This is a genomic window from Curtobacterium sp. AC272 (assembly GCF_979258155.1).
The window spans coordinates 1,195,438-1,209,060 of sequence record NZ_OZ409838.1 but is presented as its reverse complement, the minus strand read 5'-3'; the positions used below and the strand labels follow the sequence as shown (position 1 = coordinate 1,209,060).

Here is a 13,623-nt window from a genome sequence, read left to right as displayed (position 1 = left end):
CGACCGGGTCGCCGAACGGACGCTGTTTCGGGGTACACGGTCAGCACCGAGGTGTTTGATCGTGGGCGGCATTCCCGCCACCCGGAAGGACCCATCTCGTGCTCGGCATCCCCACGCACCTCGCTCCGCGAGTGAACGCGTGGTCGACGGTGCGGGCCTTCCACGCCGGTGCGATCGGATCGCTGGTGGCGGCGGCGATCGCGCTGCTGCTGTACCGGCTGTCCGAGCCCGACGTGCACGTGATCAGTGCGGTCCTGGCGCTCGTCCCGATGCTCGGCATGATCGGTGTGCACGTGCAGTTCGGCACCTGGCGCTCCGCGGTCGCGTTCCTGGTCGTCGGTGGTGTCTGCGCCTGGTGGTTCGCGATGGTCGTGCAGCAGCAGGTCCCGTTGGGCTGGGTCACCTCGTACCTGCTGTCGTTGGCGGTCATCCCGCTCATCCTGGTCGGCGGCGCCGGCGCGGTGCCGAGCCGCGTCGTGCTGTGGTCCTTCCTCGGGTTCCTGACCGGTCGGGTGGCGACGTGGATCGCGGTCGTCCAGGCCGACAGCCCGCCGCGTCCGCTCGTGCTCGCCTGGGTGACGCTCGGCTTCGTGGTCGTCCTGGTGCTGTTCACGAGCCGGAGCACCGGTCGGTCGGAGCGGGTGCAGCCGGAGCTGCTGCGGTCGGCGCGTGAGGAGCACGTCTCCGCGTACCGTGCCGGGGTCGAGGCCGAGGCGGCCGCGATCCTGCACGACACCGTCCTGAACCACCTCAACGCGATCGCTCTGGCGCCCGACGGGCCGATGGACCCGCACCTGGCGCGGACCGTCGAGGCCGACGTCGCCGTCCTGACCGGCAAGGGGTGGCTCGCACCGGCCGCCCGGCAGCGGCCGGGCGCAGCGCTCGACGCGTTCGCCGTCATGGCCGACGAGCACCGTTCCGCCGGTCTCGACGTCACGGTGTCCGGCGACCCGTCCGCACTCGACCGGCTCGACCAGCGCGCCGTCACCGCGCTCGTCCGCGCCGTGGGGCAGTGTCTGGCCAACGTCCACAAGCACGCCGGTGTCGACGCGGCCGAGGTCAGCGTCTTCGACGACGGTGCGTCGTGCACCGTTATGGTGGTCGACGACGGTCGCGGTTTCGACGAGGACTCCACGGGCTCCGACCGGATGGGCCTGCGTGGCTCCGTCCGCGACCGCATCGCTCGGGTGGGTGGCGACGTCCAGATCTGGTCGTCGCCCGGTTCGGGGACGAGCGTGATGATGACGGTGCCGTTCGGACCGGTCACCGCCACGACCGACGCCGTGGCCACCGACCACGTCGGCACCGCGGTCCCCGACGAGGTCGGCGGCGTGCAGGGAGCCGACCGGTGAGCGCCACGACCGAGGCCCGTCGGACCGCGCAACAGTACGACCCGCTCGGCGCCATGGGGTCGCGTCCGCTCGCGATCGGGCTCGGCGCCGCCAGCATCGTCTGGGCACTCCTGGTCTCCGTGTTCGACCGTGACGTCGTGGGCAGCCCCACCCTCAGCGCGCTCACCGTCATCCTGGTCGCGGCGTCGGCAGCGGTCGTGTTCACCGCCTCGAGTCCGTTCCGCGCACCGTTCCCGCGGTGGGCGTTCGTCGCGCACGTCGGGTTGCTCGGGCTGGCGTCGGTGACGAGCGTCGCCGCGCAGTGGGGACCCGACCGCAGCGCCCTGAACGACTTCATGTCGCTCATCACCGCGACCGGCATCGTCATGGTCGCGCCGTACCGGCCCTGGACGGACCTGACCATCGGCGGCACCCTGCTCGCCGTCGTCAACGCGGTGACCTGGGGTGTCGGCGCAGCGACGTTCCCGCACGAGATCCCCGTCGCCGTCGCGGCCTTCCTGGCGGCGGCACCGACGCTGGTGCTGACCGCTGCGTCGGCCGTCTTCGCGTGGACGTTCGCGGGCCTGGCCGAGCGGGTGCAGATCCGGGCCGGTTCCTACTCGGTCGAGCGTGCGGAGCGGGACGGTATCGCGGCGAGCGTGCAGCAGGACCGGTCGACGATCCTCGCCCGCGACGTCGCACCGTTCTTCGCCGAGCTGCGCACGCGCGAGGTCATCACGGACGCCGACCGCGAACGGGCACGACTGATCGCCGACGGCATCCGCCGGGCGATGGTCGCCGACGCGGATCGCACCTGGTTCGAGCAGGCCGTGCGGGTCGAGGGTGGGGACGCCCCGGTGGTCGACGACCCGGACGGGCTCACCGCGATGCTCGACGCCGACCAGCGCTCCGTGGTGCGGACGTTCCTGCGGGCTGCCTTCCGTGCCTCGACCGTCGACCCGGCCGGGTTCCGGGCAACGGTCCGGCGCGCGGACGGGCAGGACGACGCGGCCACCCGCGGCGACCCGGCTCGCACCGACCCGGCTCGCACCGACCCGGCTCGCACCGACCCGGCTCGCACCGACCCGGCCCGCACCGACACCGCCCGCGACGCCCGCGTCCTGCTCGAACTCGACCTCGCCGTGGCCGACTCCGACATCGGGATCCACCGCACCTTCGACCCCTACTTCGCCGTCCTCCGTGTGACGTTCCCCGACCTCGACGTCGCGGTTCGTCCGTCCGCCCTCGCACTAAGGTTCTCCTATGACCAGCACTGACCCGAACAGGCTCTCGGAGGGGTCCCCGTCCCTCCCGAACCCGGGGGCACGACGTGTGCGGTTGGCCATCCTCGACGACCACGAGGTGCTGCTGGACAGCCTGTCGAGCTGGATCGCGGTGAACGCGTTCGACTTCGACCTGGCCCTGACCGCGCACACCTGGCTCGAGATGGTCCACAGCGACAGCTTCCCGACCGACCTGGTGTTCCTCGACTTCCAGCTCAAGGAACCCGTCTCGATCGAGGCCCGTGTCCGCACCTGCCGTGCCGCCGGCGCGAAGGTGATCGTGCTCTCCAGCGTCGACAGCCGCGAGTCCCGCGACCGTGCCCTGGCAGCAGGCGCCGCGGCGTTCCTGTCGAAGTCCCTGCCGATGCGCGAGGTCATGGACGTCGCCCGCGAGATCATGGGCGTCGCACGCGAGACCCCGCAGCCGCGCGAGTGGCGTCCGCTGCCCACCGGCGCGGCCGCACACCAGCGTCCGAAGCTCAGCCACGGCGAGGAAGAAGCGCTGCGGCTGTACGTGTCCGGCTACTCGACCAACGAGGTCGCCGCGCAGATGAACGTGCAGTACGAGACCGCGAAGACCTACCTGCGCCGCGTCCGCGAGAAGTACAGCAAGGTCGGCCGTCCCGCCTCGAAGAAGTCCGACCTCATCCGGCGGGCCGCCGAGGACGGGTTCCTCGCGTAGTGGCGAAGCTCTACTTCCGCTACGGCGCGATGAACAGCGGCAAGAGCACGGGGCTCCTGCAGGCTGCTTACAACTACGAAGAGCGCGGCCACCGGGTCCTGCTCGCGAAGCCCGCCGTGGACACCAAGGGCGACCGTGAGATCGTGTCCCGCCTCGGCGTCACCCGCACCGTCGACCTGGTCTTCGCCCCCGATGCCGACGTCCGGTCCGCGGTCGCCGTGGCCGGCGCCGTCGACCCCGAGTCCGACCGCCTCGACGGTATGGTCCGCGCCGTCAGCTGCGTGCTGGTCGACGAGGCGCAGTTCCTCACCCCGCGCCAGGTCGACGACCTGCTGCGCATCGCGGTCCTCGACGAGATCCCGGTGATCACCTACGGCATCCGCACCGACTTCCGCACCGAGGCGTTCCCGGGAGCGCCCGCCTGCTCGAGGTCGCGCACTCGCTCGAAGAGCTCAAGACGATCTGCCGGTGCGGTCGCAAGGCCGTCTTCAACGCCCGCACGGTCGACGGCCGGTTCGTCTTCGACGGCTCGCAGGTCGCCATCGACGGCGTCGACGTCGCCTACGAGTCGCTCTGCGCCAACTGCTACCTGACGGAGTCCGGCGGCCGGCTCGACGGTGCCTGACCCGCTCTGCCAGGTGACGTCCTGCAGGAGACCGACAGGCGGACGGGAGGCCCGTGGCGGCCCCGCCACGGGCCTCCCGTCCGCTCGTCGGATGCGTCCAGGGCACGTGGAATGCGTGCGCCGCGGCGCGCGTTGGTGACCACATGAGCGACGACACCCTGCACCTGTCCGTCCTGGACCTGGCGACGCGCGAGTACGGCCAGTCCAACACCGAAGCCCTGCAGGGCTCGATCGACATGGCGGTCCACGCCGAGAAGCTCGGCTACGAGCGGTTCTGGGTCGCCGAGCACCACGGCATGCCCGGCATCACCTCGTCGGCCCCCGCGGTCCTGCTGAGCGCCGTCGGCGCGGCCACCTCGACCATCCGCATCGGCTCAGGCGGCGTCATGCTGCCGAACCACGCCCCCTCGTCATCGCCGAGCAGTTCGGCACGCTCCGAGCCCTGTACGGCGACCGCGTCGACCTCGGGCTCGGCCGTGCGCCGGGCACCGACGGCGCGACCGCGATGGCGCTGCGGCGCACCGACCGGCTCGACGTCGACGACTTCCCCGACCGCCTCGCCGACCTGATCGGGTTCTTCACCGGCATGTCCTCGGACAACCCGTTGTCGGGCATCCGGGCGGTGCCGGGCTACGGCGACGTGCCGGAATTCTGGCTGCTCGGGTCCTCCGGGTACAGCGCCCAGGTGGCCGGGGCGCTCGGCGTCTCGTTCGCCTTCGCCCACCACTTCGCGTCGGACAACACCGAGGCGGCGCTCGCGCTCTACCGCGATTCGTTCCGGCCCTCGCGGTTCCGCCAGACGCCGAACGCGCTCATCGGCGTGCAGGTCGTCACGGACGAGGACCCGGCCGTCGTCGACGAGCAGAGTGCTCCCGGGATGATCTCGTTCATCCGGATGCGGCAGGGGCGAAGCCCGAGCCGGTGTCGATGGACGAGGCCCGTGCGTACGAGTTCAACGACCTCGAGCGTCGGTTCATCGCCGCCCGCACCGAGCGCCAGGCCTACGGCACCGCTGATCAGGTGGCGGACAAGATCAACGCGCTCGTGGAGTCCACCGGGGCGAACGGCGTGATCGTCGCTCCGGGTGCTGCGCAGGCGCGGTACCGGCACCAGGCGCTCGACGTCGTGGCGGGGCTGCACGCCGCCGGGCGGCTCGTGCCCGCGGGTGCGGCGGCGGCGGCGTCCGCGTCCGCGGCGGCGTCCGCGTCGGTCTAGGTCGAGGTCGAGGTGGAGTTCGCTTGGTGAGCAGAAATGGTCGGGTCGCCGTCGGGCACCCGACCATTTCTGCTCACCGAGTGGAGCGGAGCCTCAGGTGAGCAGGCCCAGGCGCGTCGCTGCAGCCACGGCGCCGACCCGCGAACCGACGTCGAGCTTGCGGAACACGTTGTAGACGTGCCGCTTGACCGTGCCGATCGCGAGCTGCAGGTCCGCCGCGATCTCGGCGTTGGTGCGTGCGGCCGCCAGGAGCCGCAGGACCTCGAGTTCGCGGTCACTGAGCGGTGATCCGGCACGAGCCTCGGTGACCAGGTCGACCGGGAACGTCACCGGCGCGGCGTCGGCGTGCGCGGCCCGGGCGATGCGGTCGACGAGCTCGCGGCTCGGGGTGTCCTTCGTCACGAAGTCGACCGCGCCGGCGTCGAGCAGCGTCCGGCGCAGGACAGCATCGCGGTGCATCGTGAGCACCACCACGCGGATGTCCGGACGGGTTCGGCGCACCGTGGCGATCGTGGTGCGCGCCGGCGGACCGTCGAGTTCGACGTCGAGGAGCAGGACATCGATGGCGGCAGCCTCGGGGGAGTCGAGGACGTCAGACGGACGCTCGCCGTGTGCGACCACGCGGATCGTGGGGACGGCGGCGAGGATCGTGGCCAGGCCCTCGCGGAACAGTTGGTGGTCGTCGACGATGGCGACGTGCGTGATGGTCACAGCACGCCCCTCGGGATCGTCAGGCGGACGGTGGTGCCGGAACCAGGGGCGCTGTCGACGTCGAGCCGCGCGCCGATGACCGCGGCGCGCTCGCGCATGGTCTGCTGACCGAGGCGCCCATCGGTGTCGGCGGCGGGGTCGAAGCCCGGTCCGTCGTCGGAGACCGTCACGACGAGGGCGGCCGGTGTCCACGCGAAGTGCACCTCGGCGGCGGAGTCCGCAGCGTGCTTCCGCCGGTTCGTGAGCGCCTCGAGCAGGATCGTCAGCGCTTCCTCGGCCTGCCAGTTCGGCAGGTGCTCGGGCGTGCCCGTGGTGTTGAACGACAAGCGGTCGTCGTCGGAGAACAGGTCCCTGGCGTGCCGGGCGAGCGCATCGTCGAGCAGGGCGACGCCGACGCGGGCGTGCAGGCTCACCGCCAGGTCCTGCACGTCACCGAGTGCTCCGCGCAGCAGCCGTGCGGCGTCGTCGAGTTGATCGGCCCGTTCGCCGGCCGGGGATCGGTCAGCAGCACCAGGTCGAGTCGCTGCAGCCCGGCGAGGATGCCGTGCGCCACGCGGTCGTGCAGGTCTCGGGCGATCTGCGTGCGGGAGTCCAGGTGCGCCGTCGTGACACGCTGGCGCAGCGCCTCGGTGTAGGCGACGGCTCCGGCGGGGAACCGGCTCCAGATGCCGGCGTGGAGCGCCCTGGTGGCACGCAGGACCTCGGCGGTGGACTCCGCGCCGACCTCGTCCACGAAGAGCGGCAGGTAGGCGTCGAAGAGCATCTCCGCGGCGAGCATCGCGCCGGCGGGATGCTGGGACTGCTCGGCGTGCAGCGATCCGGTGGCCAGGTGCTCCGGATCGAGGTAGGCATTGCTCACCACGCTGTCCTCGGCACCGGTGGCGTAGCGCTCGTGCGCCTCGGCGATCATCGACGTCACGTTGTCGACGAGGTTCTGCGTGAGGACCGGGTCGTCGGCGAGCTCGGGGAACTGTGCGGCGATCCGTTCGAGGACCGGGCGGAGGTGGTCGGCGGGTGACATCGCTGTCGAGGCTATCCGCGTCGTCGCGGCCGGGGAGCGGCCGCCACGCCATGTGTCGCAAGGTGGAGTGCCGAGCACCGACCACGGAAAGCAGAAGGCCCCGGTTCCGGAGAACCAGGGCCTTCTTCGTACTGTCTCAACACAGTGTCGGGGTGACAGGATTTGAACCTGCGACCTCCTCGTCCCGAACGAGGCGCGCTACCAAACTGCGCCACACCCCGCGGTGTGATCACTCCGTACCGGAGCAACCCGACAATACTATCCGATGATCCAGGGTGCTCACGACCATCCGGCGAACTCCCGGGCGCGTCGGCTCAGGAAGCCCGTGCAGTCAGGGTGACGACGACGGCTTCGGGCCGGCAGGCGAACCGCACCGGCGCGTAGATCGAGGTGCCGAGACCGGCCGAGACCTCGAGCCACGACCAGTGGTTCCGGTGCTCCCACTTGTGCAGTCCGCTGACGTACCGGCGGGGCAGGTCGCTGTTCGTGACGAGCGCACCGACGCCGGGCACCTGGACCTGGCCGCCGTGGGTGTGCCCGGCGAAGATGACGTCGGCGCCCTGGGTGACGAAGGCGTCGAGCACGCGGCGGTAGGGCGCGTGCGTCACACCGATCGCGACGGGAGCGGGTCCGTCCTCGTCCTCGGCCCAGGGAACCTCGCCGCGCATCTCGTCGACGTTCGTGGGGAGCAGGTCGAGGCGGTCCCAGTCGCGGTGGGCGTCCGAGGTGCCGAACAGCTCGAAGCGCGAGCCGCGGAGCTCGACGGCGTGGGCGTGGTCGTTCAGGTCGAGCCACCCGAGGGACTCGAAGAACGCCGTCTGCCGGTCGATGTCGAGCTCGACGGGCTTCGCCCCGCCGTGCATCCGGCTCGGACCGGAGAAGTACTTCAGCGGGTTGCGCGGCGACGGCCCGAAGAAGTCGTTCGACCCGTACGCGAACGCACCGGGCACACCGCGGAACGGCTCCAGCGCGTACTCCACCGCCGCGTTCGCCGTGGGGTGCCCGAGGTTGTCGCCGGTGTTGACGACGAAGTCCGGCTCGACCAGGGACAGGTCGCGCAGCCACTGCTGCTTGTCGGCCTGCCACGGCGCCATGTGGATGTCGGACAGGTGCAGGACGGTCACGTCACGTGACCCCGGCGGGAGGACCGGGACGGTCTCCCACCGGATGCCGAATCGTCGGCGTTCGACCAGGGAACCCCAGGCGAACGAGGCGGCGCCGACGGCCGCTCCGGCCGCGAGGACCCCGAGTGTTGCGCGACCGCGCGTCACTTGCACTCCTTGGGCGCCTTGCCGTCCTTGTCGCCGTAGAGCTTGATCCGCACGTCGGTGTTCTTGTCGGCTGCGGCTCCGATCGCCGGGTCGACGGCTGCGACCTTGCAGGTCTTGTTGCCACCGCCCTTGGCGTAGTCGTCCGTCACGGCAACGTTCCCGAAGCCGGCGTCGTTGAGGGCGGAGCGGGCGTCACCGAGCGAGTCCCCACCGATCTCGGGGACGGTCCCCTGTGAGCCGTCCGACGTGTACACGGTGACGGCGGAGCCCGACGACAGGAGCGAGCCCGCTGCCGGCGAGGTCGTCGTCACGGAGCCCGCCGAGCCGCCGCCGGTCTGCTGCCCGCCGTCGACGTACGAGAAGCCGGCGCCGGAGATGGCGGCACGGGCCTCGTCGGCGCTCTTGCCGCGGACGTCCGGGAGCGCCTTGGCGTTGCCACGGAGCGCGGACGTGTTCGGGTCCGTGAACGGACCCGCCGGGTAGGTCGCGTTGATCGGGGTCATCGCCTGCCGCCACACGTCGGCACGGACGCCGGCGTAGGTGCCGTTCACGCCGTTGCTGTAGTGACGGAGGTTGTTGAGCTTGCCGTCGGTGTTGCCCTGCCAGTACGCCGTGGCGACTCGCGAGCTCGACCCGACGAGCCAGATCTGGTTCGCCGTGTCGGTGGTGCCGGTCTTCGCGAACAGCTGCGTGCCGTCCGGCGTCTGCGCCCCGCGTGCGGTTCCGCTGGTGATCGTGCCCTTCATGGCGTAGACGGCTGCGTGTGCGACCTCGGGGTCGATGGCCTGCTTGCAGTCCTTGGTCTGGCCGCCGAGCTGCTTGCCGGACGGCGCGGTGATCTGGTCGATGGCGATCGGCTTGCAGTAGATCCCGTTGTTGGCGACGGCAGCGTAGGCCGCAGCCATCGTCATCGGGGCGATGTCGTTGGTCCCGAGGACCGCGGACGGGTTGTACTGCAGCTCGCCGCCGTCGGCACGGTGGACGCCGAGGGACTCCGCGGTGTCGCGGATGTCGCAGAGGTCGAGCTTCTGCGCCATGTTGAGGAACGCGAGGTTGATCGATCCGGCGGTCGCAGCGGCCACGGTGTAGTTGCCGCTCTCGCCGGGGCTGTCGTTCTTCGGGTTGTAGTTGCCCGCCGTGATGGGGGCGCCACAAGCGGTCCACCCCGTCGACATGTTGCGTGGAGCGCCGCTCACGACCTCGTTCAGACCGTGTCCGGCCTTGAGCCATGCGAGCAGGGTGAAGAGCTTGTAGGTCGAGCCGGTCTGGAACCCGCCGGAGTTGCCGTACTTGTAGTCCACGCTGTAGTTGATGGACGTCGACGTCGGCGCGGACTTCAGCGACTGGTCGTAGTCCTTGTTCTGCGCCATCGTCACGATGCGGCCGGAGCCGGCCTCGATCGAGTTGAGCGTCGCACCGAGCGCGAGGTTGGTCTCGGCCTTGTTGTCGTAGGTGTTGACGAGCTGCTTCTGCTCGGCGTTGAGGTCGATGTTCAGCGACGTCTGGACCTTGTAGCCGCCGTTCCGCCACGCGGTGTCGCGCGCCTTCTGCGACGAGCCGAGCTGGGACATCTCCTTCACGACCTTGACGGCGTAGTCGCAGAAGAACTGCGAACCGTCGCCGACCGATGCCCGGCAGCCCTGCGACGGCTCGGTCAGGTGGACGTAGTCCTTCGGGCTCGCCGCGATGGCCTGGTCGTACTCGGCCTTCGTCAGGTTCTCCTGCGCGTACATCGACTTGAGGATGACGTTGCGCCGGGCGACGTTGGCCTCGTACTTCTTCGGGTTCGACAGGTTGCGTGCCTCGGGGTACTGCACGATGGCCATGAGCGAGGCGGCTTCGGCCGGGGTCAGCTTCGTCGCGCTCTTGTTGTAGTAGTGCTGCGCGGCGGCCTGCACACCGTAGGTCTGGTCGCCGAAGTAGGCGATGTTCAGGTAGGCGGTGAGGATCTCCTTCTTGGAGTACTTCTTCGCCAGCCCGATCGCGAGCTTCATCTCCTCGAGCTTGCGGGGGATGGTCTGCTCGACGGCCTCGTTGTAGGCCTTCTGCTGTTCCTTCTTGGTGGGGAGGTTCAGCGCTTCGTTCATCTTGATGTTGCGCACGAGCTGCATGGTCAACGTCGACCCACCACCCGACTCGCCGAGCCCGCCGGCGACGCTGCCGACGCCCGCGCGGATGAGTGAGGTCATGTCGACGCCACCGTGGTTGTAGAAGCGCTTGTCCTCGCCGTCGATGGCGGCGTTCTTGAGCTGCTCGCTGATCTGGTCGAACTTCAGTTCCTGCCGGTTCTGGTCGTAGACGGTCGCGAAGTGCACCGACTTGCCGCCCGAGTACGCGTACAGCTCGTTGCGCTGCGGCAGGTCACCGATCTCGATGTACTCCGGCAGGGACTCGAACACACCGATCGTCGACGTCGTCGTGACACCGGCGACCGCGATGGCCGGGGTGACCCCGATCGTGACCAGCAGGCCGGCGAGGGCACTGAACCCGACGAATCCGATGAAGGCGCCGACTGCTGAGACGGGCTTGGTCCGCGAGGCAGACGTCTTCTGGGCAGACATAGGATGCAGCCTAAACGACACCCACGACTGAAAGGCTGGCAAGGAACCGCATGACTCGCTGGGAGTACTTCACCACGCCCCTGATGATCCACAACACCACCGCCATCCTCAACAACTACGGGGACGAGGGCTGGGAGCTGGTCCAGATCGTCACCGGCCCCGAGGGTGGGCTCGTCGCGTACCTCAAGCGCCCGAAGGCCGACGCATGAGCATCGCGGACCGCCTCGCCGAGCTGGGGCTGACCCTCCCGCCGGTCGCCGCACCCGTCGCGGCGTACGTCCCCGCGGTCGTCACCGGCCAGTACGTCTACACGGCCGGCCAGCTGCCGTTCGTCGACGGCGCACTGCCCGTCACCGGCAAGGTCGGGGCGTCGGTCGACGCCGAGACCGCCACCGCGCAGGCCCGTGTGGCAGCCCTCAACGCCCTCGCCGCCGTCGAGTCGGTCGCCGGCTCGCTCGACCGCGTCGCCCGGGTCGTCAAGGTCACCGTGTTCGTCGCGTCGGAGCCGTCCTTCACGGGCCAGCCCGGGGTCGCGAACGGCGCCTCCACGCTGGTCGGCGAGGTCTTCGGCGACGCTGGCGTCCACGCGCGCAGCGCGGTGGGCGTGGCGGTGCTCCCGCTGGACGCTCCTGTCGAGGTCGAGCTGGTGGTGGAGCTCACCGCCTGACGGCAGCGACCGACGGAACGAACGTGAGCAGGGCCTCCAGTCCGAGACGGACGGGAGGCCCTGCTTCCGTTACCGGGACTCCATGAGTTCCGCGATGGTCGCCATGATCGTCGGGTCGGCCAGCGTCGTCGTGTCGCCGATGCGGCGGCCCTCGGCCGCGTCGCGGAGCAGGCGCCGCATGATCTTGCCGGAGCGCGTCTTCGGCAGCTCGGGGACGATGACCACCTGGCGGGGCTTCGCGATCGCACCGATGCGCTTGCCCACCCAGTTGCGGAGTTCGGTCGACGCCGATTCGCGGTCGACGTCGGCGGCGGCTTCGGCGGTCAGGATGACGTACGCGACGACCGCCTGTCCGGTCGTCTCGTCGGCGGCCCCGACGACGGCGGCCTCGGCGACGCCCTCGTGCCCGACCAGTGCGGACTCGATCTCGGCCGTCGACAGGCGGTGGCCCGAGACGTTCATGACGTCGTCGACGCGGCCCTGGATCCAGATGTCGCCCTGGCCGTCGAGCCGTGCACCGTCGCCGGCGAAGTACCGGCCGGGGAACCGCGACCAGTACGTCTCGACGAAGCGGTCCGGGTCGCCCCAGATGCCGCGCGCCATCGACGGCCACGGTTCCGTGATCGTGAGGTAGCCGCTCTCGCCGGGATCGGCGCGGTTGCCGTCGTCGTCGACGATCTCGGCGACGATGCCGGGCAGCGGCGTCTGCGCGGCACCGGGCTTGAGCTTCGTGACGCCGGGCAGGGCGGAGATCATGATCGCGCCGGTCTCGGTCTGCCACCACGTGTCGACGATGGGCGTGCGGTCGTGGCCGATGACCTGGCGGTACCAGTTCCACGCCTCGGGGTTGATGGGTTCGCCGACGCTGCCGAGCAGACGGAGGGTCTCGAGACTGCGGGCCTCGGGGATCTCACGGCCGGCCTTCATCGCCGCACGGACCGCCGTCGGCGCGGTGTACAGGACGGTGACGCCGTAGGAGTCGACGATGTCCCACCAGCGGCCGGGCTTCGGCTCGTCGGGCGTGCCCTCGTAGAGCACCTGCGTCACGCCGTTCGCCAGGGGGCCGTAGACGACGTACGAGTGCCCGGTGATCCAGCCGATGTCGGCGGTGCACCAGTAGACGTCCTTCTCCGGGTGCATGTCGAACACGTTCTTGTGCGTGTACGCGGCCTGGGTCAGGTACCCGCCGGAGGTGTGCACGATCCCCTTCGGCTTCCCGGTCGTGCCCGAGGTGTACAGGATGAAGAGCGGGGTCTCGGCGGGGAACGCCTGCGCCTCGTGGGTGGCGTCCGCCTTCGCCAGTTCGTCGTGCCACCACAGGTCGCGGTCGTTCCAGGCGATCTCGTTGCCGCCGCGCTTGACGACCAGGACGTGCTCGACGCTCTCGGTGCCCTCGCCCTCGAGTGCCTCGTCGACTGCGGGCTTGAGCGCGGAGACCGCGCCGCGCCGCCAACCGCCGTCGGCCGTGACGACGAGCTTCGCGCCGGCGTCCTCGATGCGCGCACGGAGACTCTCGGCGCTGAACCCGCCGAACACGACGGAGTGCACGGCGCCGATGCGGGCGACGGCGAGCATCGTCACGACGGCCTCGGGGATGAGCGGCAGGTAGACGACGACGCGGTCGCCCTGCCCGACACCGAGGTCGGTGAGCATGTTCGCGGCGCGCTGCACGTCGGCGGTGAGTTCGGCGTAGGTGATGCGGCGGGTGTCGCCGGGTGCGCCCTCGAAGTGGATCGCCACCCGGTCGCCGTTGCCCGCGCGGACGTGCCGGTCGAGGCAGTTCTCGGCCACGTTGAGCGTGCCGTCGGCGAACCACTTCGCGAACGGGGCGCCGGACCAGTCGAGGGTCTGCGTGAACGGGGTGCGCCAGTCGAGCAGGCTGCGGGACTGCTCGGCCCAGAAGGCCTCGCGGTCGGCGGCGGCGGCCTCGTGCAGGTCCTCGTGCGCGACGGCGTCGGCGACGAACTCGGGTGTCGGCGGGAAGGTGGCGCCGTCGTCCTCGCGGTGGTCGGTCTGGGTCGGAGTGGACATCGATGTCCTTTCGCGTCGTTGCGTCCTCAGGGTGCGCCACGGAGACTACCCCTCGGCCGGTGCGCTGCGTGGTTCCGTGACGAGCGGCGGCCCGGGTGCGGGCCAGCCGGGCCGCGACGGTGGGGCCGGCGGTGTCCTCGTCGCGGCGGCACGTCGGGCGGGGTCGGCTGTCCCGGTCGCGGCGGCACGCCCGGCGGTCGTGTCGGGGGTTGCCCCGAGGGGCGG

The 13,623-nt window shown here is 70.6% G+C and carries 12 protein-coding genes, 1 tRNA gene and 2 pseudogenes; 8 read left to right on the top strand and 7 right to left on the bottom strand.

What is annotated here, in order from left to right; all coding sequences use genetic code 11:
• The first annotated feature begins 98 nt into the window (after positions 1-98).
• From ACZZ0J_RS05990 to ACZZ0J_RS05965, 6 genes and pseudogenes are all read left to right on the top strand, one after another.
• Entirely contained in the window at positions 99-1,352 is a 1,254-nt protein-coding gene (locus tag ACZZ0J_RS05990; RefSeq protein ID WP_463435464.1) for a sensor histidine kinase, read from the top strand.
• Complete coding sequence (locus ACZZ0J_RS05985; RefSeq protein WP_463435462.1) at positions 1,349-2,608, top strand: hypothetical protein; 1,260 nt, start codon at positions 1,349-1,351, stop codon at positions 2,606-2,608. Before ACZZ0J_RS05990 ends, ACZZ0J_RS05985 begins: the two co-directional genes overlap by 4 nt.
• A gap of 55 nt (positions 2,609-2,663) precedes the next feature.
• Positions 2,664-3,296, top strand: coding sequence for a response regulator transcription factor (locus ACZZ0J_RS05980; RefSeq protein ID WP_111084224.1), 633 nt, complete (start codon positions 2,664-2,666; stop codon positions 3,294-3,296).
• A pseudogene (locus tag ACZZ0J_RS05975) lies at positions 3,296-3,921 on the top strand (thymidine kinase). The gene ACZZ0J_RS05980 and the pseudogene ACZZ0J_RS05975 overlap by 1 nt, the downstream one beginning before the upstream one ends.
• Before the next feature lie 143 nt (positions 3,922-4,064).
• Positions 4,065-4,993, top strand: a pseudogene (locus ACZZ0J_RS05970) (LLM class flavin-dependent oxidoreductase).
• Positions 4,942-5,136: a hypothetical protein gene (locus ACZZ0J_RS05965; RefSeq protein ID WP_463435461.1), complete on the top strand. Its 195-nt coding sequence runs from the start codon at positions 4,942-4,944 to the stop codon at positions 5,134-5,136. The pseudogene ACZZ0J_RS05970 and the gene ACZZ0J_RS05965 overlap by 52 nt, the downstream one beginning before the upstream one ends.
• Before the next feature lie 93 nt (positions 5,137-5,229).
• Here ACZZ0J_RS05965 and ACZZ0J_RS05960 read toward each other — a convergent pair whose 3' ends face one another.
• The 6 genes from ACZZ0J_RS05960 to ACZZ0J_RS05935 all read right to left on the bottom strand — a co-directional run bounded on the left by ACZZ0J_RS05960 (position 5,230) and on the right by ACZZ0J_RS05935 (position 10,700).
• Positions 5,230-5,847: a response regulator transcription factor gene (locus ACZZ0J_RS05960; protein ID WP_463435459.1), complete on the bottom strand. Its 618-nt coding sequence runs from the start codon at positions 5,845-5,847 to the stop codon at positions 5,230-5,232.
• Positions 5,844-6,260: a sensor histidine kinase gene (locus ACZZ0J_RS05955; RefSeq protein ID WP_463435457.1), complete on the bottom strand. Its 417-nt coding sequence runs from the start codon at positions 6,258-6,260 to the stop codon at positions 5,844-5,846. Before ACZZ0J_RS05955 ends, ACZZ0J_RS05960 begins: the two co-directional genes overlap by 4 nt.
• Entirely contained in the window at positions 6,257-6,868 is a 612-nt protein-coding gene (locus tag ACZZ0J_RS05950) for a hypothetical protein (RefSeq protein ID WP_463435455.1), read from the bottom strand. The genes ACZZ0J_RS05955 and ACZZ0J_RS05950 overlap by 4 nt, the downstream gene beginning before the upstream one ends.
• Before the next feature lie 147 nt (positions 6,869-7,015).
• Positions 7,016-7,089: transfer RNA gene (locus ACZZ0J_RS05945), tRNA-Pro, on the bottom strand.
• A 93-nt stretch (positions 7,090-7,182) separates the two neighbouring features.
• Positions 7,183-8,139 (bottom strand): metallophosphoesterase, encoded by a 957-nt coding sequence (locus ACZZ0J_RS05940; protein WP_463435452.1) that lies wholly within the window; start codon positions 8,137-8,139, stop codon positions 7,183-7,185.
• Complete coding sequence (locus tag ACZZ0J_RS05935; protein ID WP_159573153.1) at positions 8,136-10,700, bottom strand: transglycosylase domain-containing protein; 2,565 nt, start codon at positions 10,698-10,700, stop codon at positions 8,136-8,138. Before ACZZ0J_RS05935 ends, ACZZ0J_RS05940 begins: the two co-directional genes overlap by 4 nt.
• A gap of 50 nt (positions 10,701-10,750) precedes the next feature.
• Between ACZZ0J_RS05935 and ACZZ0J_RS05930 the strand changes: the two genes are divergently transcribed.
• Both ACZZ0J_RS05930 and ACZZ0J_RS05925 read left to right on the top strand, forming a co-directional pair.
• Positions 10,751-10,909 (top strand): DUF4177 domain-containing protein, encoded by a 159-nt coding sequence (locus ACZZ0J_RS05930; protein WP_017888699.1) that lies wholly within the window; start codon positions 10,751-10,753, stop codon positions 10,907-10,909.
• Positions 10,906-11,367 (top strand): RidA family protein, encoded by a 462-nt coding sequence (locus ACZZ0J_RS05925; RefSeq protein ID WP_123338890.1) that lies wholly within the window; start codon positions 10,906-10,908, stop codon positions 11,365-11,367. The genes ACZZ0J_RS05930 and ACZZ0J_RS05925 overlap by 4 nt, the downstream gene beginning before the upstream one ends.
• Positions 11,368-11,436: 69 nt before the next feature.
• Here ACZZ0J_RS05925 and acs read toward each other — a convergent pair whose 3' ends face one another.
• Positions 11,437-13,398, bottom strand: coding sequence for an acetate--CoA ligase (gene acs, locus ACZZ0J_RS05920; protein ID WP_214546264.1), 1,962 nt, complete (start codon positions 13,396-13,398; stop codon positions 11,437-11,439).
• Positions 13,399-13,623: the final 225 nt, after the last annotated feature.

Excerpts from the sequence above, each read along its gene's own strand:
- acs (WP_214546264.1), bottom strand. The coding sequence starts at position 13,398 with ATGTCCACTCCGACCCAGACCGACCACCGCGAGGACGACGGCGCCACC.
- ACZZ0J_RS05925 (WP_123338890.1), top strand. The coding sequence starts at position 10,906 with ATGAGCATCGCGGACCGCCTCGCCGAGCTGGGGCTGACCCTCCCGCCG.
- ACZZ0J_RS05930 (WP_017888699.1), top strand. The coding sequence starts at position 10,751 with ATGACTCGCTGGGAGTACTTCACCACGCCCCTGATGATCCACAACACC.
- ACZZ0J_RS05950 (WP_463435455.1), bottom strand. The coding sequence starts at position 6,868 with ATGTCACCCGCCGACCACCTCCGCCCGGTCCTCGAACGGATCGCCGCA.
- ACZZ0J_RS05935 (WP_159573153.1), bottom strand. The coding sequence starts at position 10,700 with ATGTCTGCCCAGAAGACGTCTGCCTCGCGGACCAAGCCCGTCTCAGCA.